This is a genomic window from Pseudomonas mendocina (assembly GCF_003008615.1).
Classification (GTDB): Bacteria; Pseudomonadota; Gammaproteobacteria; order Pseudomonadales; family Pseudomonadaceae; genus Aquipseudomonas; species Aquipseudomonas mendocina_C.
In genome coordinates, this window is the sequence record NZ_CP027657.1 from 4,605,100 (window position 1) to 4,627,410 (window position 22,311).

At 62.7% G+C, this 22,311-nt stretch carries 22 protein-coding genes; 10 read left to right on the top strand and 12 right to left on the bottom strand.

Annotation, left to right across the window (positions count from 1 at the left end; translation table 11 throughout):
- Positions 1-88 precede the first annotated feature (88 nt).
- From C7A17_RS21270 to C7A17_RS21285, 3 genes are all read left to right on the top strand, one after another.
- Entirely contained in the window at positions 89-1,249 is a 1,161-nt protein-coding gene (locus C7A17_RS21270) for a GGDEF domain-containing protein (protein ID WP_106740189.1), read from the top strand.
- 132 nt (positions 1,250-1,381) lie between these two features.
- Positions 1,382-1,813 (top strand): MarR family transcriptional regulator, encoded by a 432-nt coding sequence (locus C7A17_RS21275; protein WP_106740192.1) that lies wholly within the window; start codon positions 1,382-1,384, stop codon positions 1,811-1,813.
- Between the two features lie 282 nt (positions 1,814-2,095).
- A complete protein-coding gene (locus C7A17_RS21285) occupies positions 2,096-4,180 on the top strand; it encodes a FimV/HubP family polar landmark protein (RefSeq protein WP_463604505.1) in 2,085 nt (694 codons plus the stop codon).
- Between the two features lie 51 nt (positions 4,181-4,231).
- On the opposite strand, the gene C7A17_RS21290 is transcribed toward C7A17_RS21285, so the two are convergent.
- Entirely contained in the window at positions 4,232-6,418 is a 2,187-nt protein-coding gene (locus C7A17_RS21290; RefSeq protein WP_106740197.1) for a patatin-like phospholipase family protein, read from the bottom strand.
- Positions 6,419-6,489: 71 nt separating this feature from the next.
- Between C7A17_RS21290 and C7A17_RS21295 the strand changes: the two genes are divergently transcribed.
- Together C7A17_RS21295 and C7A17_RS21300 are read left to right on the top strand one after the other, a co-directional pair.
- Entirely contained in the window at positions 6,490-6,774 is a 285-nt protein-coding gene (locus C7A17_RS21295; RefSeq protein WP_106740199.1) for an Rdx family protein, read from the top strand.
- Positions 6,775-6,888: 114 nt separating this feature from the next.
- Positions 6,889-7,377, top strand: coding sequence for a hypothetical protein (locus tag C7A17_RS21300; RefSeq protein WP_106740200.1), 489 nt, complete (start codon positions 6,889-6,891; stop codon positions 7,375-7,377).
- Positions 7,378-7,454: 77 nt separating this feature from the next.
- Here the strand turns inward: C7A17_RS21300 and C7A17_RS21305 are convergent, their stop codons facing one another.
- The 3 genes from C7A17_RS21305 to C7A17_RS21315 all read right to left on the bottom strand — a co-directional run bounded on the left by C7A17_RS21305 (position 7,455) and on the right by C7A17_RS21315 (position 9,587).
- A complete protein-coding gene (locus C7A17_RS21305; RefSeq protein WP_106740201.1) occupies positions 7,455-8,306 on the bottom strand; it encodes a DMT family transporter in 852 nt (283 codons plus the stop codon).
- Entirely contained in the window at positions 8,303-8,638 is a 336-nt protein-coding gene (locus C7A17_RS21310) for a tRNA-binding protein (protein ID WP_106740202.1), read from the bottom strand. Before C7A17_RS21310 ends, C7A17_RS21305 begins: the two co-directional genes overlap by 4 nt.
- A 202-nt stretch (positions 8,639-8,840) precedes the next feature.
- Complete coding sequence (locus C7A17_RS21315; RefSeq protein ID WP_106740204.1) at positions 8,841-9,587, bottom strand: helix-turn-helix transcriptional regulator; 747 nt, start codon at positions 9,585-9,587, stop codon at positions 8,841-8,843.
- 134 nt (positions 9,588-9,721) lie between these two features.
- Between C7A17_RS21315 and C7A17_RS21320 the strand changes: the two genes are divergently transcribed.
- Entirely contained in the window at positions 9,722-10,540 is an 819-nt protein-coding gene (locus C7A17_RS21320; protein ID WP_106740207.1) for a UDP-2,3-diacylglucosamine diphosphatase, read from the top strand.
- Positions 10,537-11,565, top strand: coding sequence for a glycosyltransferase family 4 protein (locus tag C7A17_RS21325; RefSeq protein ID WP_106740209.1), 1,029 nt, complete (start codon positions 10,537-10,539; stop codon positions 11,563-11,565). The genes C7A17_RS21320 and C7A17_RS21325 overlap by 4 nt, the downstream gene beginning before the upstream one ends.
- A gap of 59 nt (positions 11,566-11,624) precedes the next feature.
- Here the strand turns inward: C7A17_RS21325 and C7A17_RS21330 are convergent, their stop codons facing one another.
- From C7A17_RS21330 to C7A17_RS21340, 3 genes are all read right to left on the bottom strand, one after another.
- Positions 11,625-13,013, bottom strand: a complete 1,389-nt coding sequence (locus C7A17_RS21330) for an adenylate/guanylate cyclase domain-containing protein (protein WP_106740212.1) — start codon at positions 13,011-13,013, stop codon at positions 11,625-11,627.
- 158 nt (positions 13,014-13,171) lie between these two features.
- Positions 13,172-13,759: an HD domain-containing protein gene (locus tag C7A17_RS21335; protein ID WP_106740215.1), complete on the bottom strand. Its 588-nt coding sequence runs from the start codon at positions 13,757-13,759 to the stop codon at positions 13,172-13,174.
- A gap of 131 nt (positions 13,760-13,890) precedes the next feature.
- Positions 13,891-14,208 carry an Mpo1-like protein gene (locus tag C7A17_RS21340; RefSeq protein ID WP_106740217.1) on the bottom strand — a complete coding sequence of 106 codons (318 nt, stop codon included), beginning with the start codon at positions 14,206-14,208 and terminating at the stop codon, positions 13,891-13,893.
- 135 nt (positions 14,209-14,343) lie between these two features.
- On the opposite strand from C7A17_RS21340, the gene C7A17_RS21345 reads away from it, so the two are divergent.
- Positions 14,344-15,357: an AraC family transcriptional regulator gene (locus C7A17_RS21345; protein ID WP_106740219.1), complete on the top strand. Its 1,014-nt coding sequence runs from the start codon at positions 14,344-14,346 to the stop codon at positions 15,355-15,357.
- 4 nt (positions 15,358-15,361) lie between these two features.
- On the opposite strand, the gene C7A17_RS21350 is transcribed toward C7A17_RS21345, so the two are convergent.
- Positions 15,362-16,816 (bottom strand): TrkH family potassium uptake protein, encoded by a 1,455-nt coding sequence (locus C7A17_RS21350; protein WP_106740222.1) that lies wholly within the window; start codon positions 16,814-16,816, stop codon positions 15,362-15,364.
- Positions 16,817-16,819: 3 nt separating this feature from the next.
- Entirely contained in the window at positions 16,820-18,274 is a 1,455-nt protein-coding gene (locus C7A17_RS21355) for a TrkH family potassium uptake protein (RefSeq protein WP_106740225.1), read from the bottom strand.
- Between the two features lie 152 nt (positions 18,275-18,426).
- Here C7A17_RS21355 and C7A17_RS21360 point away from each other — a divergent pair, with 152 nt between their 5' ends.
- Complete coding sequence (locus C7A17_RS21360) at positions 18,427-18,798, top strand: YkgJ family cysteine cluster protein (RefSeq protein WP_106740227.1); 372 nt, start codon at positions 18,427-18,429, stop codon at positions 18,796-18,798.
- 251 nt (positions 18,799-19,049) lie between these two features.
- Complete coding sequence (locus C7A17_RS21365; RefSeq protein ID WP_106740230.1) at positions 19,050-19,610, top strand: nitroreductase family protein; 561 nt, start codon at positions 19,050-19,052, stop codon at positions 19,608-19,610.
- 82 nt (positions 19,611-19,692) lie between these two features.
- Here the strand turns inward: C7A17_RS21365 and C7A17_RS21370 are convergent, their stop codons facing one another.
- The 3 genes from C7A17_RS21370 to C7A17_RS21380 form a co-directional block, all read right to left on the bottom strand.
- The gene (locus C7A17_RS21370) at positions 19,693-21,021 is read right to left on the bottom strand and encodes a sensor histidine kinase (protein WP_106740233.1); all 1,329 of its coding nucleotides are present in this window, start codon (positions 21,019-21,021) and stop codon (positions 19,693-19,695) included.
- A gap of 63 nt (positions 21,022-21,084) precedes the next feature.
- Positions 21,085-21,498, bottom strand: coding sequence for a Spy/CpxP family protein refolding chaperone (locus tag C7A17_RS21375; RefSeq protein WP_106740235.1), 414 nt, complete (start codon positions 21,496-21,498; stop codon positions 21,085-21,087).
- 131 nt (positions 21,499-21,629) lie between these two features.
- A complete protein-coding gene (locus tag C7A17_RS21380; RefSeq protein ID WP_106740237.1) occupies positions 21,630-22,307 on the bottom strand; it encodes a response regulator transcription factor in 678 nt (225 codons plus the stop codon).
- Positions 22,308-22,311 lie beyond the last annotated feature (4 nt).

Sequence of the window (22,311 nt, forward strand, 5' to 3'; positions counted from 1 at the left end):
GCGTGAAGGCAATTGGCCGGCATGATTCTAGCGGCATCTCGCTGACGCAGCTAAGGTGTGGGGCAGGTCGCCACAGAACGAGGTAACGGTGCCTAATTATCATGCTTGGCTCGATGAAGTTCGCCCGAGCCCCTACGCCGACCAGTTGAACTTGGGTTTTCGCGGGTTGCGTTTTTCCCGAGCACTGGAGCGCGAGTACCGTGCCTATATGCTGGAAGACAGTTTCGATCTCAAGCGCATCGCGCTGAGTGTCGCGACGCTCATCTGGCTGGCGCTGGCTGTGCTCGACATGTTGGTGGTGCCTGCGTCGTACCTGGGTTGGGTCATTGCCATACGCGTGCTGGTGCTGCTCATCTTGCTGGTATGCGCGGCGCTGATGCTGCAGCGGCGACATATTCATCTGTTGTTGCCGCTGAGCATGGCTTGCATCCTCGGGCTTGGTGTGGGGGCTGCGCTGATCGTCGGTATTGCTCATCGCGCTGACCCCGGCTATCCCTATGAAGGCCTGCTGCTGGTAAGCATGGCAGCCTACTTTCTGGTAGGTCTGCGCCTGAGCCAGGCCCTGGCTTGTTCCCTGGTGATCCTGTTGGTGTATGTCGCGGCGGAATGGTTCGCCGGTCTGCCTGTGCCACGGCTGATCAACAATGTGCTGTTCCTTGGCTTCGGCAACCTGAGCGGTGCCGTCGGCTGTTATCTTCTGGAATACAAGTCGCGCGAGCATTTTCTGATCAGCAGGTTGATGCGGCTGCTGGCCTACCACGACAGCCTGACCGGACTGCACAATCGGCGCAGCTTCAACCGACAGTTCGAGCGCCTGTGGCGCCAAGCGCAGCGTAATGACCAGTCGCTGGCGTTGCTGCTGTGCGATATCGATCATTTCAAGGCATACAACGACTGCTATGGCCATCAGGCCGGCGACGCTGCGTTGCAGCGGGTAGGGGCATTGATCGAGCAGGCGGCGCGGCGTCCTCTGGATATGGGGGTGCGGCTGGGCGGTGAAGAATTCGCTTTGCTGCTGTTCGATATCAATGCCGAGGAGGCTCAGCGCCGGGCCGAGGCGTTGCGCGAATCTCTGCAGGCCGCGGCTATCGCGCATCGTGGCTCCGACAGTGCCGAGGTGCTGACCATGTCCATCGGTATTGCCTGCCTGAACCCTGGAACCCAGGCTGAACTGAGCCAGTTGTACGAGCAGGCTGATCGTGCCCTTTACGAAGCCAAGGCCTTCGGTCGCAACCAGGTATCCATCTGAAAAACAGTGGTCGGCGTGGTGACGTGGTCGCATTCTGAAATGCCCGGCCACAAACAGGGCTTGCCCTGCGTACCGGGTTATGGCTAGCTAGCTAATAATTAGTTTTTGACCTTTGTACGAGTCCGCTTGCCCATGTCCTACCCCGATCAACATCGCTTCGCCATGCAAGTTGCCCAACTGTCCAGAGCCTGGCGCTCCGAGCTCGACCGGCGTCTGGTCGGCCTTGGGCTTTCGCAGGCTCGCTGGCTGGTGTTGCTGCACCTGGCGCGTTTCACCGAGATGCCCACACAGCGTGAGTTGGCTCAGAGTGTGGGCGTGGAAGGGCCTACCCTGGCTCGATTGCTCGACAGCCTGGAAAGCCAGGAGTTGGTCACGCGCGTAGCCGTGCCGGAGGATCGCCGTGCCAAGAAGATCGCGTTGCAACCCAAGGCGCAGCCGTTGATCGAGAAGATCGAAGCGATCTCCACTCAACTGCGCCAGGAGGTCTTTGCCGGCATCGACGAGGACGATCTGCGTCGTTGTCAGCAGGTGCATGCGCGGGTGTTGGGTAACTTGCTGAAGTAATCCGTACCACCACTGTCAATTTTCCGATCATTATTTGAATGATTGCTTTCTTGTGCCTAACTTTTGACTTGTGGCGCTTGATGGCACTGTGCTTCGTCGGCAAACTGGCGCCCAACACGCTACTTTGTGAATTAGTAGCCATAATGCAGTACGAGCCGGCCTCGACAGGGATTGTATCGACCGTGCTCGATTTTTTTGTTCAGGGCGCAGCCTCCGGTTATGGAGTGCTCATACAGGATGTTGAGGAGGCTGCGTTCGAGCCTGGATAACCCTGGAGGTCACATGGCTCGGGTGCGTCAGTTGATGTTGGGTTTGGCGTCGGGTTCCGCCCTCTATTCGGGAATGGTTCCGGCGCTTGGTTTGGGTGAGATCACCCTGCATTCGGCCTTGAATCAGCCTTTCGAGGCCGAGATCGAATTGCTTGAAGTTGCCGATCTCGGTGCGCAGGACATACGCGTGGGGTTGGCGTCGACCGAGGTGTTCAACCGTTCGGGTGTCGATCGCCTCTATTTTCTCAACGATCTGCGTTTCACCCCTCTGCTACGCGGTTCGCGTAGCGTGATTCGGGTGGTATCCAGTCGCCCGGTGCGCGAACCCTATCTGAACTTCATCGTCGAGGTGGCACGTCCGAACGGCCAGCTGCTGCGTGAATATACGGTTCTGCTCGATCCGCCAGGTTCGTCTGCCTATACGGCAGTGGCTGCGTCTGCTGCTGCGCTCGATTCTCGTCCTGCCAGCCCGGCGGCTGCGCCTGCGACATCGGTACGTGCCGTGGCGCCACCCAGTGCGACAGCGGGGCATCGCCACCAGGTGGTGCGTGGTGACAGCCTGTGGTCGATTGCCGCTCGCCTGCGTGAACAGGGCAGCAGCTTGTCGCAACAGGCGCTGATGGAAGGCATTCTGGCGCTCAATCCGAACGCGTTCAGTGGCGGCGATCCTGGCCGTTTGCAGGCCGGCGCTGATTTGTTGCTGCCTGACGCGTCCCGCTCGACCGCCGCCCAACCTGATGCCCCTGCTGTCGCTGAAATACCCGTCTCTGCGCCCGCGGCCAGCGCCGAAGCTCCCGTGAGTGCACCGCTGGCGGCTGTTGAGCCGGTGTCCGAGCAGACAGAAAGCCTGCAGCAAGTGCTGGAAAGGCAGCGCCAGGTCGATCTGGAATTGGCCAACCAAGCGGCAGAAAACCTGCAGCTGCAGCAGGGGTTGGCGCAACTGCAAGTGCAACTCCAGCAGTTGCAGGAGCAACTGGCGCAGAAAGATGCGCAACTGGCTGAGCTTGCCGAGCAGCGAACTCCTGCAGCCCCCGTTGAAGCCCCGGTAGCCGTTGCGCCGGCTGTTCAGGAGGCACCTGCCGAACGCGGCTGGTTCTCCACGCTGCTGGCCGGTGGCATCGCCTTGCTGTTGCTGCTGGGTGCTCTGTTGTGGGCCGTGCGGCGCCGTGCAAAACCTGCGCCGGTCGTGCAGGTGGAGCCCAACGCTCAGCGTCACGCACAGCCTGCTCGGCCCCCCGTTGCCGCTGTAGCCGCTCCACTGGTTGCGGCTAACCCGGCTGCGGTATCTGCACCTGTCCAGCAGCGTGCGCAGGGGCCGGTCGATCCGCTGGAGGCGGCCAATGTCTACATCGCCTACGGCCGTTTCAGCGAGGCTCGCGGAGTGCTCGACAAGGCGCTGGCTCAGGAGCCGCAACGCAGCGATCTGCGTTTCCGCCTGTTGGAAGTATTGGCCCAGTTGGGGGATGGTTCTGCCTTCGCCCGTGAGGAGGCGGTGCTGCGTGCCGAGGAGTTCGATGTCGCGCGCATCGACGCGGTGAAAGCGCGTCACCCGAACATGCAGATGTCCCAGCAAGCGCCGAAAGAGCCGGTCGCGCTGCTGCCGACAGCTGCCGAGCCGCTGGCCGAGCAGGATTTCCAGCTCAATCTCGACGACCTGTCACTAGACGCCGACTGGGATCTGGTCAGCCCGTTCCCGGCTGCCGCCAAGGCCAAAGCCAAGCCGGCTGCCGAGCCGGAGTTCGACGCATCGTTCGCCAGCAACCTGCAGGAACTGCCGGAAGTGTTCGAGTTGCATCATGAAGATGAGCAGTTGAGCGCTTTCGGCGAGATGGAAATGGTGCTCAGTGACGAAGTGCAGGGGCTGGATGACAACTTCCTCGACGCGTTCGCCGGGGATGCCGATGCCACCGCGGCGCTGCAGGGTGATATCGACCAGCTGGCGACCGACCCCGAGCACATGACCAAGCTCAATCAGGCGCTGGCCTACATCAAGCAGGGCGACATCGCCACCGCCTGCGACATCCTCAACGACGTGATCGACCATGGTGACGACGAGCAGAGAAAAGCTGCCCGTCAGTTGCTGGCGGAAATCGCCTGACCTTCTGCCGCTGTATCCGACGAGGCCGCGCACATGCGCGGCCTCGTCGTTTCAGAAGCTCTTGCCCAGGTTCAGGTACAGCGCTTTTTCCCGCTCGTCGTTGAAGCCATAGCTGAAGTTCAGCGGGCCGAGCGGGGTATCCAGACCGAGGAAGATGCTGGCCGCATTGATATAGCCGCTGTCGAAAGCGTTGTCGTTGTTCCAGGCGCGGCCGCGCTCCAGCGACATGCCCAGGTACAGCGGGAAGTTCAGCGGCAGCATGGAGGTTTGCGTCATGCGCCGGTAGTAGATCATCCGCGCCAAGGCCATGTTCTGGCCGCTCAGCGAGTCCTGGCGAAAGCCCGACAATTCCTGGGCACCACCGAGAATGAAGCCCGAGGTAACCACCTCCGCCTGATCCAGCGTGCGCCCGTAGCGCCCACCGAATAGCCAGGTGTTGGGGCCGTGGCTGTAGGCCTTATCCAGCTTCAGCTGCCATTGCCGATATTCCTCGTCCGAACCCAGTCCGCGATCGTACTTGCGCAGCATCAGGCCGATATCCTCGCCGGTGCGCGGGAAGTCGAGGTTGTCCAGGGTGTCGAAGGAGTACAACAGCTCGTAATACCCCTCGCTGAAACTGAAGCTGGGCAGGTCGCGCTCGCCGACGCGTACATCCGCTTCGCCCCAGGCCTGTGCGATGCCGAAACGGATCTCGCCGTTGTTGGCGATCTGTCGACCGAGATTGAGGCCGTAGCCATAGCGCTCCAGGCGGTATTCGGCGATCGGGTCGTTGTCCAGAATCGCTTCGACGTTCTGCGCTTCGCCGAACAGGTAGGGTGCAACGAAGTAACGTGAGCCGGCGTCCAGCGGCTGATAGAACTCGCTGTAGAGTTCCTGACGGTCGCCCAGTTGCAGGCGTGTCAGCCACTCGGCACCGAGTTCGTTGATGCCGTTGATGCGGTAACTGGCGCCTATGTTGAAAGCGCTGTCGCCGCGCATGTCATCCGACAGGTTCAGGCCCAGGCGCAGGTAATCGGTGCCGGTACGCTTGCCGCGGGCATCGATCACCAGCGCACTGCCGCGCTCATCCATAGGCTCTATGCGGTATTGCACGCGTTCGAAGTAGTCCAGGCCATACAGCGTGCCCATGTCCTTCTGCAGGCGATCCACGTCCAGTGGTTCGCCCAGTGGTTGGCGAATATGCCGGCGAATCACCGCGTCGCCGACTTTCGAGTCGTTCTCCACATGAATCTCGCGAATCACCGGGGTGCGCTGCTCGCGCGAGCGTGCCATGGCCAGTGCCGGGTTGCCGGCGCTGCTGGTACGTAAACGGGCCAGGCGCTCGGCCTGAATCTGCGTGGCGCGGTAGCCGGCCTCCATCATCTGCTGACCACGGTTGAAGTCGGCCACGCCGAAGCCGGCCAGAGGTGGCAGGATCAGTACGTCGTCCGCTTCCAGCGTGGCGAGCTGAGCTTCGGAGTTCTTGCGCATCATCAGGTTGATCGACTGGTTCATCACGTCGACCACGGTGAGTAACTCTTTGGCAGGTTTCAGCGGCATGCCGAGGTCGACGACGATGACGTGATCGACCCCCATCTGCCGCGCGACGTCGATTGGCACGTTGTTGACCATACCGCCGTCGACCAGCAGGCGGCCGTCCACTTCCACCGGGGCGAACACGGCGGGAATCGACATGCTGGCGCGCATTACCTGCGGCAGGTGGCCAGTGCCCATGATCACCTGTTCGCCGGTGACCACGTCGGTGGCCACAGCGCGATAGGGGATCGGCAGATGGTCGAAGTCGCGGGTGGCGCTGCGGTGAACCAGCAGGCTTTCCAGCAGCAGCGCGAGATTCTGGCCCTGGATCACGCCCAGTGGCAGGCCCAGGCTGCCGTCGTCACGGAAGCTGAGTTTCTGCTTGATCAGGAAGTCGCGGTCGTCCTGCTTGCGACGAAAGGGGATGTCCTCGCGTGGCGGTGAGTCGGACAGCGCCTGTTGCCAGTCCAGCTCCAGTGCCAGGCGTTCCAGCTCCGCTACCGAATAGCCTGCGGCGTAGAGCCCGCCGACGATGGCGCCCATACTGGTGCCGGCGATGGCATCGATGCGAATGCCTTGTTCTTCCAGTGCCTTGAGTACGCCAATATGCGCCAGGCCGCGGGCGGCGCCACCCGACAGCACCAGGCCGACACGTTCGGCGGCGATGGTGGGCAGGCTGGACAGGGCGAACAGGCAGATCAGCGAAAAGAACAGGCGGCGCATGGTGGTTTCCGGCAGGAGCAGAGACAAAGGCCGTTATTATAGGCATCAAGCCCCACCGTAGAGCCGCTGCCATGTCCGATCAGAAGCCTGAAATCGTCATCACCTATTGCACCCAGTGCCAGTGGTTGCTACGCGCCGCCTGGTTGGCCCAGGAACTGCTCAGCACCTTTGCCGATGAACTGGGCCGGGTCAGCCTGGAGCCAGGTACTGGCGGCGTTTTTCGTATCCTCTGCAATGGTCAGCAGATCTGGGAACGCAAGGTCGATGGCGGCTTCCCGGAAGCCAAGGTGCTCAAGCAGCGGGTGCGCGACCTGATCGACCCCGCCCGCGATCTGGGTCACAACGACCGCGCTTGAGCAGACACGTATCAGAAGCTTTACCCCCTCTTTACACAGGGCTTACCCCGCTCCTGCGAGTGCGCGCGAATAATTTGCCTCGAGCCGATATGGCCATTCCGTGAGAGGTGAAGTATGTCGCTGCAACGCTCCATGATCCTGGCATTGATGACCCTGATGCTTTCTGCCCAGGCACTGGCTGGCCCACCCGGGCCGGGTGGGCCAGCTCCAGGCGGCCCGGGTTGGGGGCAGTGGAAACCTGGCGGTCATCACCATGGTTTGCCGGAAGGTGCACGTGAATTGTGGATCGGGAGTGCGCTGTACTTCGTCGCAGCAGGTACCTACTACCTATGGAACGCCAATGCCCAGCGCTATGAGATCGTCACGCCGCCTCCGGCAATACAAGGCAATAGTGTCGCCAGCTATGAAGTGATCGCCTATCCAGCCAGCGGCCAGAGTGTCGAGCAGCAGGGGCGTGATCGTTATGAGTGCCACAGCTGGGCCGTGGGGCAGAGCGGTTTCGATCCTGCTACCGCAACGCGTCCGGTGGGGGCCGATTCCACCGAGCGCTATCGTCGGGCGCTGGGCGCCTGCCTGACGGGACGTGGTTACAGCGTCAACTGATCGGGCGAAGCAAGCAGGCTCTTGCGCTGGCGTCGCTCGGTGGCCTGTGTTCAGGGGGCGCGTTATACCGACAGGCGTCAACGCGCCATTCGCGCCGACACGAAGATGGCGCTGACGATCAGCATGCCGCCAGCCAGCATGCGCAGCGTCGGTTGCTCGCTGAACAGCCACCAGGCGAACAGAATCCCGTAGACCGGCTCCAGAGCGAAGATCACGGCCGTGGTGCGCGCCTTGAGCACGCGCAGGCTGGCGACGAACAGGCTGTGCGCCAGGCCCGTGCAGAAGATGCCGAGCATCGCCAACCACAGCCAGTCCACCGGGCGTACGCTGGGCAGCAGCGGCCAGGCCAGCGGCAGGAAGCAGATCAATACGGCGATGTTCTGGTACAGCGCGGCCTTTACCGGATCGAGGCCGCGCGTACTGGCGCGATTGAGCAGCGACAGCAGGGCGAACAGAAAGCCCGACAGCACTGCCCACAGCAGGCCGGTGGTAGCACTGCTATCAAGGCTGAACTCCGGGGTGACCAGGATCAACCCCACGCACACCACGCCGACCATGGCGAACTCGCTGGGGCGGGTATGCTCGCGAAACAGCAGGCCCTCCAGCAGGACGGTGAAGGCCGGAAAACTGGCGAAACCCAGGGTGGCGATGGCGACGCCGGAGATTTTCACCGCCTCGAAGAACGTGACCCAATGCGTGCCCAGCAGCAGGCCACCGAGTACCAGCTGGGCCATCTGCCGCAGGCTCGGCCGAGCTGCGTCGCGGCTACGCCAGAGCGTCGCAGCCAGGCCCAAGGCGAGCACGGCGAAGAAGGCGCGTCCGCCTGCAATCATGTTCGGTGTGGTCGCCGCGAGTTTGCCGAAGATGCCCGACAGGCCGAACAGCAGGGCGCCCAGGTGAATCGCCAGCAGAGCGTTACGTTCCGTCATGCCAGGCGTGCACCGTTGGGCAGCGGCTTGTCGAAGCCTGCCAGTACGACGCGGTTATCGCTGTCATAGACGCCGGTCACCAGCACTTCCGAGCGCACCCCGGCGATACGCTTGGGCGCGAAGTTGCAGACGCACAGCACCTGACGACCAATCAGCTCGTCACAACCGTAGTGCGCGGTGATCTGGGCACTGGAGGTCTTGATACCCAGCTCGCCGAGATCGACTTCCAGCACGTAGGACGGCTTCACCGCTTTTTCATTGGGACGGGCGCTGCGGATGGTGCCGACGCGCAGCTCCACTTTCTCGAAATCCTGCCATTCGATGGTTTGCATGGGGTACTCCTTCGAAGATGCCGCGCAGTCTAGGCGTCGCAGGCAGCTGCTGTCTGTCGCGCGAGTGAGGCGTTTTGTCGCCAGACTCTCGCCTGCGCGTAGGGTGCGCCGGGGGCAACCGATAGTTTTGCGGTGCGCACGGCGCACCCTACGATCTAGCTGTAGCCAGGGGATTACTGGGGTAATAGCGCCAATAAGATCGCTAGCGAGCGCGACGCAACTGTCTCGGCGTCATGCCCAGATGGCGGGAGAGGGCGGCGGTGAAGGCGCTTTGCGAGCTGTAGCCGACCCGTGCGGCGATTTCGCCAACCGCCAGGTCGCTACCGCGCAACAGCTGCTCGGCCAGTTGCAGGCGCCGCTGACGGATGTGCTCCATGGGGGTACTGCCGGTTTCAGCGAGAAAACGGGCATGCAGACGCGCCACGGAAAGACCGGCCAGGCGTGCCAGGTCTGCCACCTGCAGCGGGTGAGCGGCATGCTGATCGATGTAGTGATCGAGCGCGGCCAGGGGCAAGCCGGCCGGTTCGCGTTGCTGGTGGCTACAGGCGAGGCTGCCCAGCAGCAAGGCCGCACCCTGGCCGGCGATCACCGGGTCGTTGATCGGACTGCTTGCCAGCCAGTTGAGCAATTGGCCCTGGGAGGGCTCGAGTTGCAGTGCGTTGGGCTTGTCCAGCAGGCGCTGGATGTCGTTCGCGTGATGGCCAAGTTGTCGCTCTAGCCAGTCGTTGGCCGGCAGATCCAGCACCAGGCACTGGCTGCCGCGGGGGCTGCCGCAGGTATGGCGCGCTTCGGCCGGCACCACTGCGAGGTGATGGCGCAGCACCCGACTGCCCTGGCCATCCACTTCGAACTGCAACTCGCCCGCCAGGCCGAAGACCAACTGCGCATGTTCATGGCTATGGCTGAGCACTTCGTGACTGTAGTGACGCAGGGACAGGATCGGGGGCATGGCGGCTTCCTCGGCAACCGCCGCAGTGTAACGCCTCGGGCGCCGCAATGCCGTGTCATGGAACGGTCTTTTTCCCGTCACAAGCCTTTCACCGCGACGCCTCAAGCTCGACTAAACCCAGCCGGAGGCCGCCCATGACCAGCGCCCAGCTCGCCAAGCCCAGCCGCAAGCAACGTGTTCGCACCCTGTGGATCTCCGATGTGCACCTTGGCACTCGTGATTGCCAGGCCGAGCACCTGGCGGCGTTCCTCAAGCGCTATCACGCCGACCGTATCTACCTGGTGGGCGACATCATCGATGGCTGGAAACTGCGTGGTGGCATCTACTGGCCGCAGGCGCACACCAACGTCATCCGCCGTCTTTTGACCATGAGCAAGCGTGGCACCGAGGTGATCTACGTCACCGGCAACCACGACGAATTCCTGCGCCGATACTCCAGCTTGCTGCTGGGCAATATCCAACTGGTGGACGAGGCCGTGCACGTCACCGTCGATGGCCGCCAATTGCTGGTGATCCATGGCGATCAGTTCGATGTGATCACCCGCTACCACCGCTGGCTGGCCTTTCTCGGTGACTCGGCCTACGAATTCACCCTGACCCTCAATCGTTGGCTCAATCACTGGCGCAGCCGCTGGGGCTACGGCTACTGGTCGCTATCGGCCTACCTCAAGCACAAGGTCAAGACTGCGGTGAACTTCATCAGCGACTTCGAGGAAGCCATCGCCCACGAGTGCGTCAAGCGCGGCCTGCAGGGCGTGGTCTGCGGCCATATCCATCATGCCGAGATTCGCCAGGTGGGCGGGGTGGAGTACATGAATTGCGGCGACTGGGTGGAGTCCTGCACGGCGTTGATCGAGCATTGGGACGGGCAGATCGAACTCTATCGCCTGGCTGAAGCGCAGGCGCAGCAGGCTAGCAAGGAGCAGGCTGTCGCCCTCGAGACTGGCGCATGAGAATACTGATCGTCTCCGACGCCTGGGCGCCTCAGGTCAATGGCGTGGTCACCAGCCTGGCTGCTCTGGTTGCAGAACTGCGTGGGCTGGGGCATAAGGTCAAACTGCTGTCGCCTGCCGATTTTCGCGCCGTGCCGTGTCCTACCTACCCGGAGATTCCGCTGGTGTGGAACCTGTGGCGCGTCGGGGCGGCGATTCGCGACTTTCGCCCCGACTGCGTGCATCTCGCGACCGAGGGGCCATTGGGGTGGGCGGCTCGGCGCTGGTTGGTCAAGCGCGGGATGGCATTCTCCACGGCGATCCATACGCGTTTTCCCGAGTATGTCAGCACGCGCTGGCCGTGGATCGCACTGCGCTTCGGTTATGTCTTCCTGCGTGCCTTCCATCGTCCGAGCCAGGCCGTACTGGTAACCACCGAGCGCCTGCGCGAGGAGTTCGCCAGCTGGGATTTGCAACGACTGCAGCTGTGGCGCAAAGGCGTGGATACCCGCCTGTTTCGGCCGGACGAGACGCGCCCTCGGCCCGTGCGTCCGGTGTTCCTTTACGTTGGGCGCATCGCCCCGGAAAAGAATCTGCAGGCCTTTCTCGATCTGAATCTGCCCGGCGAGAAGCGCGTGGTGGGTGACGGGCCGCAGCGCGCAGCGCTGCAGCAGCACTATCCGCTGGTACGTTTTCTCGGTTATCGCCATGGCCAGGAGCTGGCCGAGGCCTACCGGGACGCCTCGGTGCTGGTCTTTCCTTCGCGTACCGATACCTACGGTCTGGTGATGCTGGAGGCGTTGGCCTGCGGTACACCCGTGGCTGCGTTTCCCGTGGCCGGGCCGCTGGATGTGCTGCAGCAGGGACTCAGTGGCGTGATGGACGAGGATCTGCACGCTGCCTGCCTGGCCGCGTTGGAGCTGGAGCGTGGGCGTTGCGCGGAGCTGGCTGCGGCGCAGTCCTGGTGCGCTTCAGCGCTGGAGTTCCTGGCTTTGCAGCCGCTGATCGATGGCGAGCCGGCGTTGACTGATGCACTGGAGGCATAGGGTGTATTGGCGGTAGGGCTATAAGCGGCCGGTGGGTTCCGCACTACACCTCGGTGTCCTTACAGAATCACCTTGTCGCGCAGCTTCTCGGCGGCCTGGTTGAGCGCCTGGATCACGCGCTCCTTGTCGAAGTTCTGGATGCCGTTGGTGTCCAGGTACATGGAGAAGCCCGGCAGCTCGTGCTCGACGTAGCTGGACGTCGCGCCCAGGTCGCGACGGAAGTCCACCACCTGGTAGATCTGTACCGGGCGGGTGAAGCCCTTGACGGTGATCTGGCCCTTGTCACGGCACATGATCACGTCCTTGACCAGTGAGTAGGTCTCGTGGGAAATCAGGATTTCGCCGGATTCGGCGGCACTCTCCAGGCGGCTGGCGAGGTTCACGTCGCGGCCGATGATGGTGTAGTCCATGCGCGTATCGGCGCCGAAGTTGCCCACCGTGCAGTAGCCGGTATTCAGGCCCATGCGGATTTCCAGCGGCTTGGTGATGCCTTGGGCGCGCCACTGCTGGCGTAGCACTTTCATGTGCTTGCGCATGGCGATGGCCATGGAAACCGCCGCGACCGCATCCTTCTTGGCGCCGTTGCTGCTGGGGTCGCCGAAGAACACCATGACGCAGTCGCCAATGAACTTGTCGATGGTACCGCCGTATTTCAGGCTGATCTTCGACATCTCGTTGAGGTAGGTGTTGAGCAGGTCGGTCAGCGCTTCGGCTTCCAGCTCTTCGGACAGCTCGGTGAAGCCCTTGATGTCGGAGAAGAACACCGTGAGCTTCTTGCGCTGGGTCTCCAGGCGCACGCTCTTCTTGCCGGTGAAGATCGATTCCCACACCTGCGGTGAGAGGTATTTGGCCAGGTTGCGCGCCAGGCGCGCGGCCTTTTCCTGTTCGCGCTTGATCTCGCTGCGCACCTGGGCCAGGCGCAGGCCCTGCTGGTTGACGAAATAGGCGGTGATGCAGATGTACAGGGTGGCGAAGAGGATGCTGACCAGCGCCACCGGGGTTGGGGTATCTGGCTTGGGATGAACCTCGACCAGCGCGGCGCATAGCGCCATGCCGCTGGCGGCCACCAGCAGACCCAGGCCCAGGTAGCGCAGGCCGCCGATGACCAGGGCGCTGAAACACAGGATCAACAGGAACATCAGGCTGGGCACGGCGGAGAAACCGAGCAGCACGCAGGCCGCGCCGGCATGCAGGGCATCGAAGAACAGCAGGGCGAGGTCGGTCTGTCCGGGGTAGTCGCGTTTGAAGCGGCGGCTCAGATTGTGCGCCAGGTGGGGGTAGAGCAGGGCGTAGGGCACCATCCAGAGGATGTCGTAGGTGAAGTGCCCCACGTAGGTGCCGGCGGCAATGCTGGCGGCCGTGGCGATATAGGCCAGCACGCGCGAATAGTATTCGCGCAACGGCGGCGTCGGCAGCCCGTTGGCACGGCTGATGGTTGCTGGCTTCATCTGCTGGAACTGTCCCTGCTGGATTTCTGGCGTCTCTGCTGGACGCCTGGCTGGTCTGCAAGACCTGAGCCAAAGGCTCGTTGGGCGGGGATCATAACCAAGGGGGTGGCGGCCAGCCAAGCACGGCCGCCGAACGGTGGCGCAACAGTGGCCAGTGGTCAGGCGCTGGTACTGTCCATGGCGGCCAGGTAGATGGAGTTCTTCGGCCGGGCAAAGACCCGCTGCAGCATGGGTTCGAAGAAGCTCAGCGGCAGGCTTTCGTAGCCCGGGTCGAAGGCGGCAGCATCGTACTTGGCGCAGAACTCGATGGTCGCCTGGTACTGCGGGTGCGCCTTGAACTGCTCGCGCAGGTGACGATCCATGCCCAGGTGATGGAAGAAGTAATAGCCCTGGAAGATGCCATGCTTTTCCACCATCCAGTGGTTCTCGGCGCTGACGAAAGGCTTGAGGATGGCCGCGGCGATGTCCGGATGGTTGTAGCTGCCGAGGGTATCGCCGATGTCATGCAGCAGCGCACAGATCACGTACTCCTCGTCACGGCCGTCGTGATAGGCACGGGTGGCGGTTTGCAGCGAGTGGGTCAGGCGATCGACCGGAAAACCACCGAAATCGCCGTCGAGCAGGCGCAGGTGAGCGAGGATGCGGGCAGGTAGCTGGGCGGCGTAGGCGGCGAAATCCTGGGCGATGATGGCCCAATCCTCGGCCTGGCCATCTTGCATATGGGTGAAGCGGGCTCGGCTATTCATGGCTTTTCTCGTTCTTGTTGTTCTGGGAAATCGTGTAGACACTGCCAACGATAGGCTAAACCACCGTCATTCCCGCGCAGGCGGGAACCCAGAAGACCTAGTGACGGTAATGCTTCCAGATGCACTTGTGGTCAGAAACGGATACGGCCGGTAAAGGCGTCCTTGAGCATCACCCAGTCGCCCATCAGGCTGTACAGCGGGTAATCAAAGGTGGCCGGTCGATTCTTCTCGAAGATGAAGTGACCGACCCACGCGAAGCCATAACCGGCCAGTGGCATGGCCAGCAGCCACAACCATTGCTGGGTGAGCAGGGCATAGGCGAGGATCGCCAGCACCAGCAGGCTGCCGACGTAGTGCAGGCGGCGGCACACGGGATTGCTGTGCTCCTGCAGGTAGTAGGGATAGAACTCGGCGAAGCTCTGGTAGCGTTCGGTGGTCTGGGCGGTCATGGCGCACCTCCTGTTATTGTCACTGTAGAGTGTAGGGTGGCTGTCTCCATAGGCCACTGACTTAAGGTGCCAGTCTAGTATCCTTGCGCCGCCAACCCTGACCTTGCTGGCTTGATTGACCATAAGAACAAGACGATGAGCGAAAGAACCACATCTTCCAATTGGGCCTTGGCCATCGTACAGGCACTGGAACTGGGCGGCGTCGACTGTGCCAGCCTGTTCGCCGAGCTGGGCATGGATTACGCCGCGTTGAACGATCCCGACGCGCGCTTCCCGCAGGACGCCATGACTCGCCTGTGGCAGCGTGCGGTGGCGCTCTCGGGCAACCCGGCGATCGGTCTGAACATGGCGCAGGTGGTGCGCCCGGCGTCTTTCCACGTGGTGGGATATGCGCTGATGTCCAGCCGTAATCTGCGCGATGGCTTTACGCGGCTGGTGCGTTATCAGCGCATCATCGGCGAGGGTGCTGATCTGAATTTCCTGCCGCAGCCCGACGGCTATGCGTTGACCCTGGCGATCCACGGCGACCGCCTGCTGCCGGCCCGGCAGAGCGCCGAGGCCTCGCTGGCCTACTGCCTGGCGTTCTGCCGCTGGATGACCAGCAAACCGATGCGCCCACGCGAGATCCGCTTCCAGGGGCCGCCTCCCGAGGATCTTGCGCCCTACCAGCAGGTGTTCCAGGCGCCGCTCAAGTTCAATGCCGAGCACTATGGGCTGATTTTCGACCGCGCGGATTTGGATGCGCCGCTACCCAGCGCCAATGAGGCGCTGGCGCAACTGCATGATCGTTTCGCGGGTGAATACCTGGCGCGTTTTTCCGGCACCCGGGTCACGCATCAGGCGCGCCAGGTGCTGTGCCGCCTGTTGCCACAGGGTGAGCCGCGACGCGAGGTGGTCGCACAAGCCCTGCACCTGTCGCAGCGTACGCTGCAGCGACGCTTGCAGGAGGAGGGCACCAGCTATCAGCAACTGCTCGACGATACGCGTCGCGAATTGGCCGAGCAGTACCTTGGCCAGGTCAGCCTGACGCTGCTGGAAATCGCCTATCTGCTGGGGTTCGCCGACCCGAGCAACTTCTTTCGCGCCTTCCGTCGCTGGTTCGGCGAAACGCCCGGCGAATACCGGGCGCGTCTGGGCATCGCTTCCTGAGGCCTCAGTGCCGCCAGAAGGCCGGGAACAGCAGCACCAGCACGGTGAGAATCTCCAGGCGGCCCAGCAGCATGCCCAGGGTCAACAGCCACTTGGCCAGATCCGGAATGCCGGCGTAGTTGCCGGCTGGGCCGACCATTTCACCCATGCCCGGGCCGACGCCGGACACCATGGCGGCGGCGCCGGTCATGGCGGTGATCCAGTCCACTCCGCACATGGCCACCGCCAGCGCCAGAGTGGCGATGGTGATGGTGTAGAAGAAGGCGAAGGCCAGAATCGAGCGGACGATATCCTCGTCCAGGCGATGGCGGTTGTACTGCTGCTTGATCACTGCACGCGGATGCACGAGTTGTTTGAGGTTGGCCTTGAGCAGGATATAGGCGACCTGGAAACGGAAGATCTTCAGTCCGCCGGCGGTGGAGCCGGAACAACCGCCGACGAAGCCCAGGTAGAAGAACATCATGCTGGCGAACGGGCCCCACAGGTGATAGTCGCCCAGGGCGAAACCAGTGGTGGTCATGATCGAGGTGATGTTCACCGCCACCAGGCGCAATGCATCGAGCCAATGCAGATCGGACGTGCTCCACTTCCACAGCGTGAGCATCAGCCAGCAACTCAGCAACAGCACGAAGAACCCACGCACCTGTTCGTCACGCAGCAGCGCGCTGTAGTTGCCTCGCAGCGCCGAAACATACAGTACGAATGGCAGGCTGCCACAGATCATCACCAGGACGGCGACCCAATGTACGGCGGGCTGCTGCCAGTGACCCAGTGAGGCGTCCGAGGTGGAGAAACCGCCTGTGGCGATGGATGACATGGCGTGGTTGATCGCGTCGAACAGGCTCATGCCCGCCAGCCAGAACGCCAGCACGGCGACACTGCTGAGACCGATGTAGGCCAGCACCATGAATTTGGCGACCATGTGCGAGCGCGGCATGACCTTGTCCGAACGATCCGATGATTCGGTCTGGAACAGGCGCATGCCACCGATTCGCAGCATGGGCAGGATCGCCACGGCCATGGCGATGAAGCCGATACCGCCAAGCCAGTGCAGCAGAGAGCGCCAGATCAGCGTGCCGGGCGACATGTCGTCTAGGCCGCTGAATACCGTGGCACCGGTGGCGGTAATGCCGGACATGCTCTCGAAATAGGCATCGGTGATGCTGGCGCGCTCTGCGAAGAGGAATGGCAGGGCGGCGAAGATCGACACCATCACCCAGCTCGAGACCGTCAGCATGTACATGTCGCGCGGGCGCAGATGGGTCTGTTGTGGGCGGCCCTGGGCAATCATGGCGATGCCGCTCAGGGCGGTGATCAGGCTGGACCAGAGGAAGGAATTGATCTCCTGCGGTCGCTCGAAGACCAGCAGGGTGACCACTGGTACCAGCATGCTCAGTGCCAGGGTGATCAGGAATATGCCGTTGACGAAGGCAATGATGCGCAGGCTCGACAGAGGCATCGGTCAGTGCTTCCAGAAACTGCGGGTGACCAGCACCAGCAAGGTGAGAATTTCCAGGCGTCCAAGCAGCATGCCGACGGTCAGCAGCCATTTGGCCGAGTCCGGCAGGCTGGCGAAGTTGCCGGCCGGGCCTATGATCGGGCCGAGGCCTGGGCCGACGTTGCATACCGCTGTGGCGGCGCCGGTCAGGGCAGTGACCCAATCCAGTCCGACCAGGGTCAGCGCCAGAGCCAGCACGCCGATGGTGATGGTGAAGAAGAACGAGAAGGTGATCAGCGAGCGGACGATTTCTTCGTCCAGGTTGTGGTTGTTGTATTGCTGCTTGATGACCGCCCGCGGGTGTACCAGCTGCATCAGGTTGGCCTTGAGCAGCACGTAGGCGACCTGGAAACGGAAGATCTTCAGACCGCCTGCGGTGGAACCGGAGCAGCCGCCGACGAACGTCAGGTAGAAGAACAGCAGCAGGGCGAAGTTGCCCCAGGTGGTGTAATCGCCGAGGGCGAAACCGGTGGTGGTGACCACCGAAGTGACATTGACGGCCACGACGCGAAAGGCCGTCAGCCAGTCGTACTCCGAGTTGAGCCACAGCCAGGTGCTGAACACCAGCCAGGTCAGCAGCAGGAAACCGAGGAAACCGCGCACCTGATGGTCACGCAGCAGCGCCCTGCGATTGCCGCGTAGGGTCGCCACGAAGAGCATGAAGGGCAGGCTGCCGAGAATCATGAACACCACGGCTGTCCAGTGCACCGCCGGTTGTGGCCAGTGCGCCAGCGACAGATCGGACGTGGAGAAGCCTCCTGTGGAGATCGAGGCCATCGAGTGGTTGATGGCGTCGAAAGGTGACATGCCAGCGACCCAGAAGGCCAGGAAGCCCAGACCAGTCAGCCCCAGGTAGATCAGCAGGATGTATTTGGCCGCCATGTGCGAGCGCGGCATCACTTTCTCGCCCCAGTCCGACGATTCGGTCTGGAACAGGCGCATGCCACCGACGCGCAGCAGCGGCAGAATCGCCACGGCCATGCCGATGAAGCCGATGCCGCCGAGCCAGTGCAGCATCGAGCGCCAGATGAGGATGCCCGGTGACATGTCATCCAGGCCGACCAACACGGTCGAGCCGGTGGTGGTGATGCCGGACATGGTCTCGAAGAAGGCGTCGGTGTAGGTGATGTGGGCGATGAACACCATTGGCAGTGCCGCGAAGCAACACACCACGACCCAACTGGCAGTGGTCAGCAGGTACATGTCGCGTGGGCGGAACTGTACATGCTGCGGGCGGCCGGGAATGACCAGGGCCAGCCCGGTGATCAGGGTGATCAGACTCGACCAGAGGAATGCCGAGAGATCTTCCGGGTGTTCGAAGATCAGCAGTGTGAGCATGGGAATGGCCATGCTCACCGCCAGGGTAATCAGGAATATGCCGATGATGAAACCAATGATGCGCAGCGTCGGCAAGGCCATGTGGAGGGGACTCTGGCGAGTTATGGAAAAGGCGCCATTCTACCTGCGGGCCTGAGCGTGTAAACCTGCAACGGTGGGGGCTTTACAAGGCCATGGCCAAGCATAGAATAGCCGCCAGTTGCCGGCGTCCGTCGGTTTCCGAGCCCCCTATCATGTCCGAAGCTAATCCCTGCCTTACGTGCGGCGCCTGCTGCGCGTTCTTTCGTGTGTCCTTCTTCTGGGGCGAGTGCCAATCCGCGGGCGGAAGCGTTCCGGATGAACAGGTCATCCAGGTCAGCCCTCACTATGTGGCCATGCGTGGTACCGAGAGCAAGCCGGCACGTTGCACCCAACTGCTGGGCGATGTCGGCTGTGGCGTGCGCTGCACCATGTATGAACAGCGTTCGAGCAGTTGTCGTGAGTTCGAGGCGTCCTGGGAGAATGGTGTGCACAACCCGCGTTGCGACGACGCGCGCAAGGCTCATGGCCTGCCGCCGCTGACGCCGCCCGTGCAGCCGGTGATATCGCCGGATCGCGTCGCCTAGGGAACCTCTGAAAAAGCCCCACTCCGTCACTCCCGCGAAGGCGGGAGTCCAGTTACTGCGGGGTTGGATGATTCCCCTTCGGGCCAGCGCAAGCGCTGTTCAGCGATGAAGCCGCTGTCCCGCCTGCGTGGGCATGACGACTATTTCAGGCGATCCCTGGCACGGTCGTTTGCCCGGGCCTTGGCGGCTTTGTCCTTGCAGCCTGCCGCCAGTCGCTTGAGAATGCGCCTCTTTGTTTTCGGAGGTGGCCGATGGAAGCTCTCGACGCTCTGCTCAACCGTGTTTCCGTTCCTCGTCTGGTCGATCCAGCCCCGGATGCGGCGCAGCGCGAGCTGCTGTTTCGCGCGGCCTTGCGCGCACCGGATCACGCGCAACTGCGGCCCTGGCGCTTTCTGACGGTAGAGGGCGATGCGCGTACGCGCATGGGTGAGCTGTTCGCCGAGGCGCTGCGTGTCGCCGATGCTGAAGTATCCGATGAGGCGCTGACCAAGGCGCGTGGCATGCCGCTGCGTGCGCCTTTGCTGGTGGTGGTGATAGCGCGCACCCAGGCGCATCCCAAGGTGCCCGAGTCGGAGCAGGTGATCGCCGCTGGCTGCGCTGCTCACGGCATATTGCTCGCAGCCCATGCTCAAGGGATCGGCGCTGTCTGGCGTACCGGCGACATGGCCTACAACGCCCATGTCGCCAAGGGATTGGGGTTGGCGGCAGGTGAACAGATCATCGCCTACCTCTACCTCGGTACGCCGGAGCGTGAGTTGCGCCGGGCGCCGGAATTGGCGCCTGAGGAATTCGTCAGCGCCTGGAACGGCTGATCGATTAGCGGTGTAGTCGTAGCCCGGATGCAATCCGGGGGTGCCCGCACTTACTCTCCCGGATGCCTTTGGCTAGGTTCGCTCAGCTCGCCTGTTGTCTGAGCGGCAGGCTCAACGTGGCGATGAATCCACCGTCCGGGTGATTGGCCAGCAACAGCTCGCCACCATGACGCTGCGCTGCCCGGCGAGCGATGGCCAACCCGAGGCCATGACCCGAGCCGCCTTGCCCTGGGGCGCGAAAGAAGGGTTTACCCAGCTGCTGCAGGTATTTGACCGCGACCCCTGGGCCATGATCGTGCACGCTCAGTTCCACTCGCTGGCCCTGATTGCGCACGGTGAGGGTGATGGGCTGGCTACCTGGGTTGAAGCGCAATGCGTTGCGCAGCAGGTTGTCCAATGCACGTTCCAGCATGTCCGGCCAGCCTTGCAGACGCACGTCCGGATCGACATGGATCTGCAACTGCTGTTCGGGAGCGGTCAGTCGTGCATCTTCCTGCAGTTTGCTCAGCATGGCGGAGAGGTCGACTGGCTGCGCGGCACCGGGGTCTGCATCGAGGCGGGCGAGAGCGAGAATCTCGCTGATCAGCGCTTCCAGGCGATCGCACTCCTGGCTCAGGCGCGGCCAGAGCTTCTCTCGCTCGGCCGCTTCGGCACGTTCAGCAAGAGCCAAGGCAATGCGCAGACGCGCCAGCGGTGAGCGCAGTTCGTGGGAGACATCGCGTAGCAACTGACGCTGGCTGCCGATCAGCCCTTGCAGGCGCTCGCCCATGCGATTGAAGTCTTTGGCCAACAGCCCCAGCTCATCACGCCGAGTGGCCAGGCGAGCCAGGCTGTTCTGCTGATAAGCCGTTTGACCAAGGTCGTGCACGGCGCCGCGCAGCCGATCCAGCGGACGGGTGATGGACAGTGTCAGGAACAGACTGAACAGGGTCAGTACCACCAGGGCGATGGCCAGGGCACTGAGCGGCCAGAACAGGCTGCCACGGTGCCAGGCGGCCAGTTCCGGATGAGGAATGCGATAGATGAAGAGGTAGCTCTCGCCGCTCGTAGGGCTGGTGTACTCGGCTGTCAGGCGACGCCAGGGCAGGCGGCGATCGTCGCCGTGGCGAGCCTCGAACGCAGCTGCGCGCGATGGGAAGGTGCCCTTGACTACCTGCTGACCGCTCTCGCCGAGCACCTGCACATCGATGCGGTATTCGCGTTTACGTTCTTCGAGCAGGCGTTGAGCGGCGCGCTCGCCTTCCTGTTCGTAGCGCTCGGTCCATTGTCGGTCGAGCTCGTCGAGTCCCGGGTGCTGGTTGAGAATCCAGGCGTCCTGGTTCAGGGCGCGGCCGAGCAGCATGGAAAGCCCCGCCACCAGGGCGATGGCCAACCAGAAAGTGGCAAGAATGCGCCAGAACAATGACCGCACGGTGTCTCCTCATGCAAAAACCGCCGGGCCAAAGGCGCGGCGGTCGGGTAATGGGCTGGAGGTTCAGTTGGCCTTGGCTTCCTTCTCGGCTTTCCAGGCCTTGAACTCGGCCATTTCGGCGCGGCGAGCTTCCATTTTTTTCTGGTGTTCGTCGAAGGCTTTCTGTTGCTCCGGGTTGAGCAGGTCACGCAGGGCCTTGTGTTGCGCGGCTCTGGCGGTTTCCAGCTCTTTCTTCATGGCCTGCTTTTCGGCTTCTGGCAGTTTGTCCAGGTAGCGCTTGGTGATTTCACGATGGGATTTCATCTGCTCGCCCATCAGCTTGCGAAACTCCTGGCGTTGCTCCTTGCTCAGATTCAGCTCCTTGAACATGCCTGGGCCACGGTCGTGATGGCGCGGGCCGCCTTCATCCATCGGCATGGCGATGGCCAGGGTCGGCAGGGCAGCGGCGAGCAGCAGGGCGGTGAGGGTCTTACGCATGGTGTTTCTCCTTGTCTCGAAACCGGTAACGACCGGATGGGCTCAGTATGCGGCGGTCAAGGTCAAGGGCAGTCAGGCGTGGGTAAAGCTTAGGTAAAGGCGATGTTTCGAGGCATTTACGCAAGCGGACGTCAGGGCGCGTAGTAATAGCCGCGGCTGCGCAGGGCGAGGATGCGTGGACGACCGTCAGGATGCGGGCCGAGCTTCTTGCGCAGGTTGCTGACATGCATGTCCAGGCTGCGGTCATAGAGTGTCAGCTTGCGGCCCAGAGCCAGTTGCGCCAGTTCCTGCTTGTCCAGTGGTTCGCCGGGCTGGCGTAGCAAGGCTTCGAGCAGGCGGCTCTCGGAAATGGTCAGCGGGATGTCATGTTCGCCGATGCTGACCACTCCGCGGTTGGGGCTGAAGCTCAGGTCGCCCAGTTCCAGCTGGCTGCTGATTGGTGCTGGTGCGGTGCGGCGCAATACGGCGCGCAGGCGTGCGGTCAGCTCGCGCGGATCGCAGGGCTTGGCCAGGTAATCGTCGGCGCCGAGTTCCAGGCCGAGAATACGATCCAGTGGTTCGCCGCGCGCCGAAAGCATCAGCACAGGGAGTTCCGGATGTTCGTTGCGCAGTTGCTTGAGCAGCTCCAGACCGCTGCCATCGGGCAGCATCACATCCAGTACCACGGCATCCGGTGCCTGCGTGGCGAGGGTCTGGCGGGCACTGCCGGCCTCATGACAAGCTGTGACCTGAAACCCTTCCTGGGTCAGCCAACTGGCCAGCAGTTCGCACAGCTCCTGGTCGTCATCGATCAGCAGTAAACGGCTCATTGGC

What these genes read in the sequence shown, in the direction of transcription:
- C7A17_RS21275 (WP_106740192.1), top strand. Translation starts at nt 1,382, where the DNA reads ATGTCCTACCCCGATCAACATCGCTTCGCCATGCAAGTTGCCCAACTG.
- C7A17_RS21285 (WP_463604505.1), top strand. Translation starts at nt 2,096, where the DNA reads ATGGCTCGGGTGCGTCAGTTGATGTTGGGTTTGGCGTCGGGTTCCGCC.
- C7A17_RS21290 (WP_106740197.1), bottom strand. Translation starts at nt 6,418, where the DNA reads ATGCGCCGCCTGTTCTTTTCGCTGATCTGCCTGTTCGCCCTGTCCAGC.
- C7A17_RS21295 (WP_106740199.1), top strand. Translation starts at nt 6,490, where the DNA reads ATGTCCGATCAGAAGCCTGAAATCGTCATCACCTATTGCACCCAGTGC.
- C7A17_RS21300 (WP_106740200.1), top strand. Translation starts at nt 6,889, where the DNA reads ATGTCGCTGCAACGCTCCATGATCCTGGCATTGATGACCCTGATGCTT.
- C7A17_RS21305 (WP_106740201.1), bottom strand. Translation starts at nt 8,306, where the DNA reads ATGACGGAACGTAACGCTCTGCTGGCGATTCACCTGGGCGCCCTGCTG.
- C7A17_RS21310 (WP_106740202.1), bottom strand. Translation starts at nt 8,638, where the DNA reads ATGCAAACCATCGAATGGCAGGATTTCGAGAAAGTGGAGCTGCGCGTC.
- C7A17_RS21315 (WP_106740204.1), bottom strand. Translation starts at nt 9,587, where the DNA reads ATGCCCCCGATCCTGTCCCTGCGTCACTACAGTCACGAAGTGCTCAGC.
- C7A17_RS21320 (WP_106740207.1), top strand. Translation starts at nt 9,722, where the DNA reads ATGACCAGCGCCCAGCTCGCCAAGCCCAGCCGCAAGCAACGTGTTCGC.
- C7A17_RS21325 (WP_106740209.1), top strand. Translation starts at nt 10,537, where the DNA reads ATGAGAATACTGATCGTCTCCGACGCCTGGGCGCCTCAGGTCAATGGC.
- C7A17_RS21330 (WP_106740212.1), bottom strand. Translation starts at nt 13,013, where the DNA reads ATGAAGCCAGCAACCATCAGCCGTGCCAACGGGCTGCCGACGCCGCCG.
- C7A17_RS21335 (WP_106740215.1), bottom strand. Translation starts at nt 13,759, where the DNA reads ATGAATAGCCGAGCCCGCTTCACCCATATGCAAGATGGCCAGGCCGAG.
- C7A17_RS21340 (WP_106740217.1), bottom strand. Translation starts at nt 14,208, where the DNA reads ATGACCGCCCAGACCACCGAACGCTACCAGAGCTTCGCCGAGTTCTAT.
- C7A17_RS21345 (WP_106740219.1), top strand. Translation starts at nt 14,344, where the DNA reads ATGAGCGAAAGAACCACATCTTCCAATTGGGCCTTGGCCATCGTACAG.
- C7A17_RS21350 (WP_106740222.1), bottom strand. Translation starts at nt 16,816, where the DNA reads ATGCCTCTGTCGAGCCTGCGCATCATTGCCTTCGTCAACGGCATATTC.
- C7A17_RS21355 (WP_106740225.1), bottom strand. Translation starts at nt 18,274, where the DNA reads ATGGCCTTGCCGACGCTGCGCATCATTGGTTTCATCATCGGCATATTC.
- C7A17_RS21360 (WP_106740227.1), top strand. Translation starts at nt 18,427, where the DNA reads ATGTCCGAAGCTAATCCCTGCCTTACGTGCGGCGCCTGCTGCGCGTTC.
- C7A17_RS21365 (WP_106740230.1), top strand. Translation starts at nt 19,050, where the DNA reads ATGGAAGCTCTCGACGCTCTGCTCAACCGTGTTTCCGTTCCTCGTCTG.
- C7A17_RS21375 (WP_106740235.1), bottom strand. Translation starts at nt 21,498, where the DNA reads ATGCGTAAGACCCTCACCGCCCTGCTGCTCGCCGCTGCCCTGCCGACC.
- C7A17_RS21380 (WP_106740237.1), bottom strand. Translation starts at nt 22,307, where the DNA reads ATGAGCCGTTTACTGCTGATCGATGACGACCAGGAGCTGTGCGAACTG.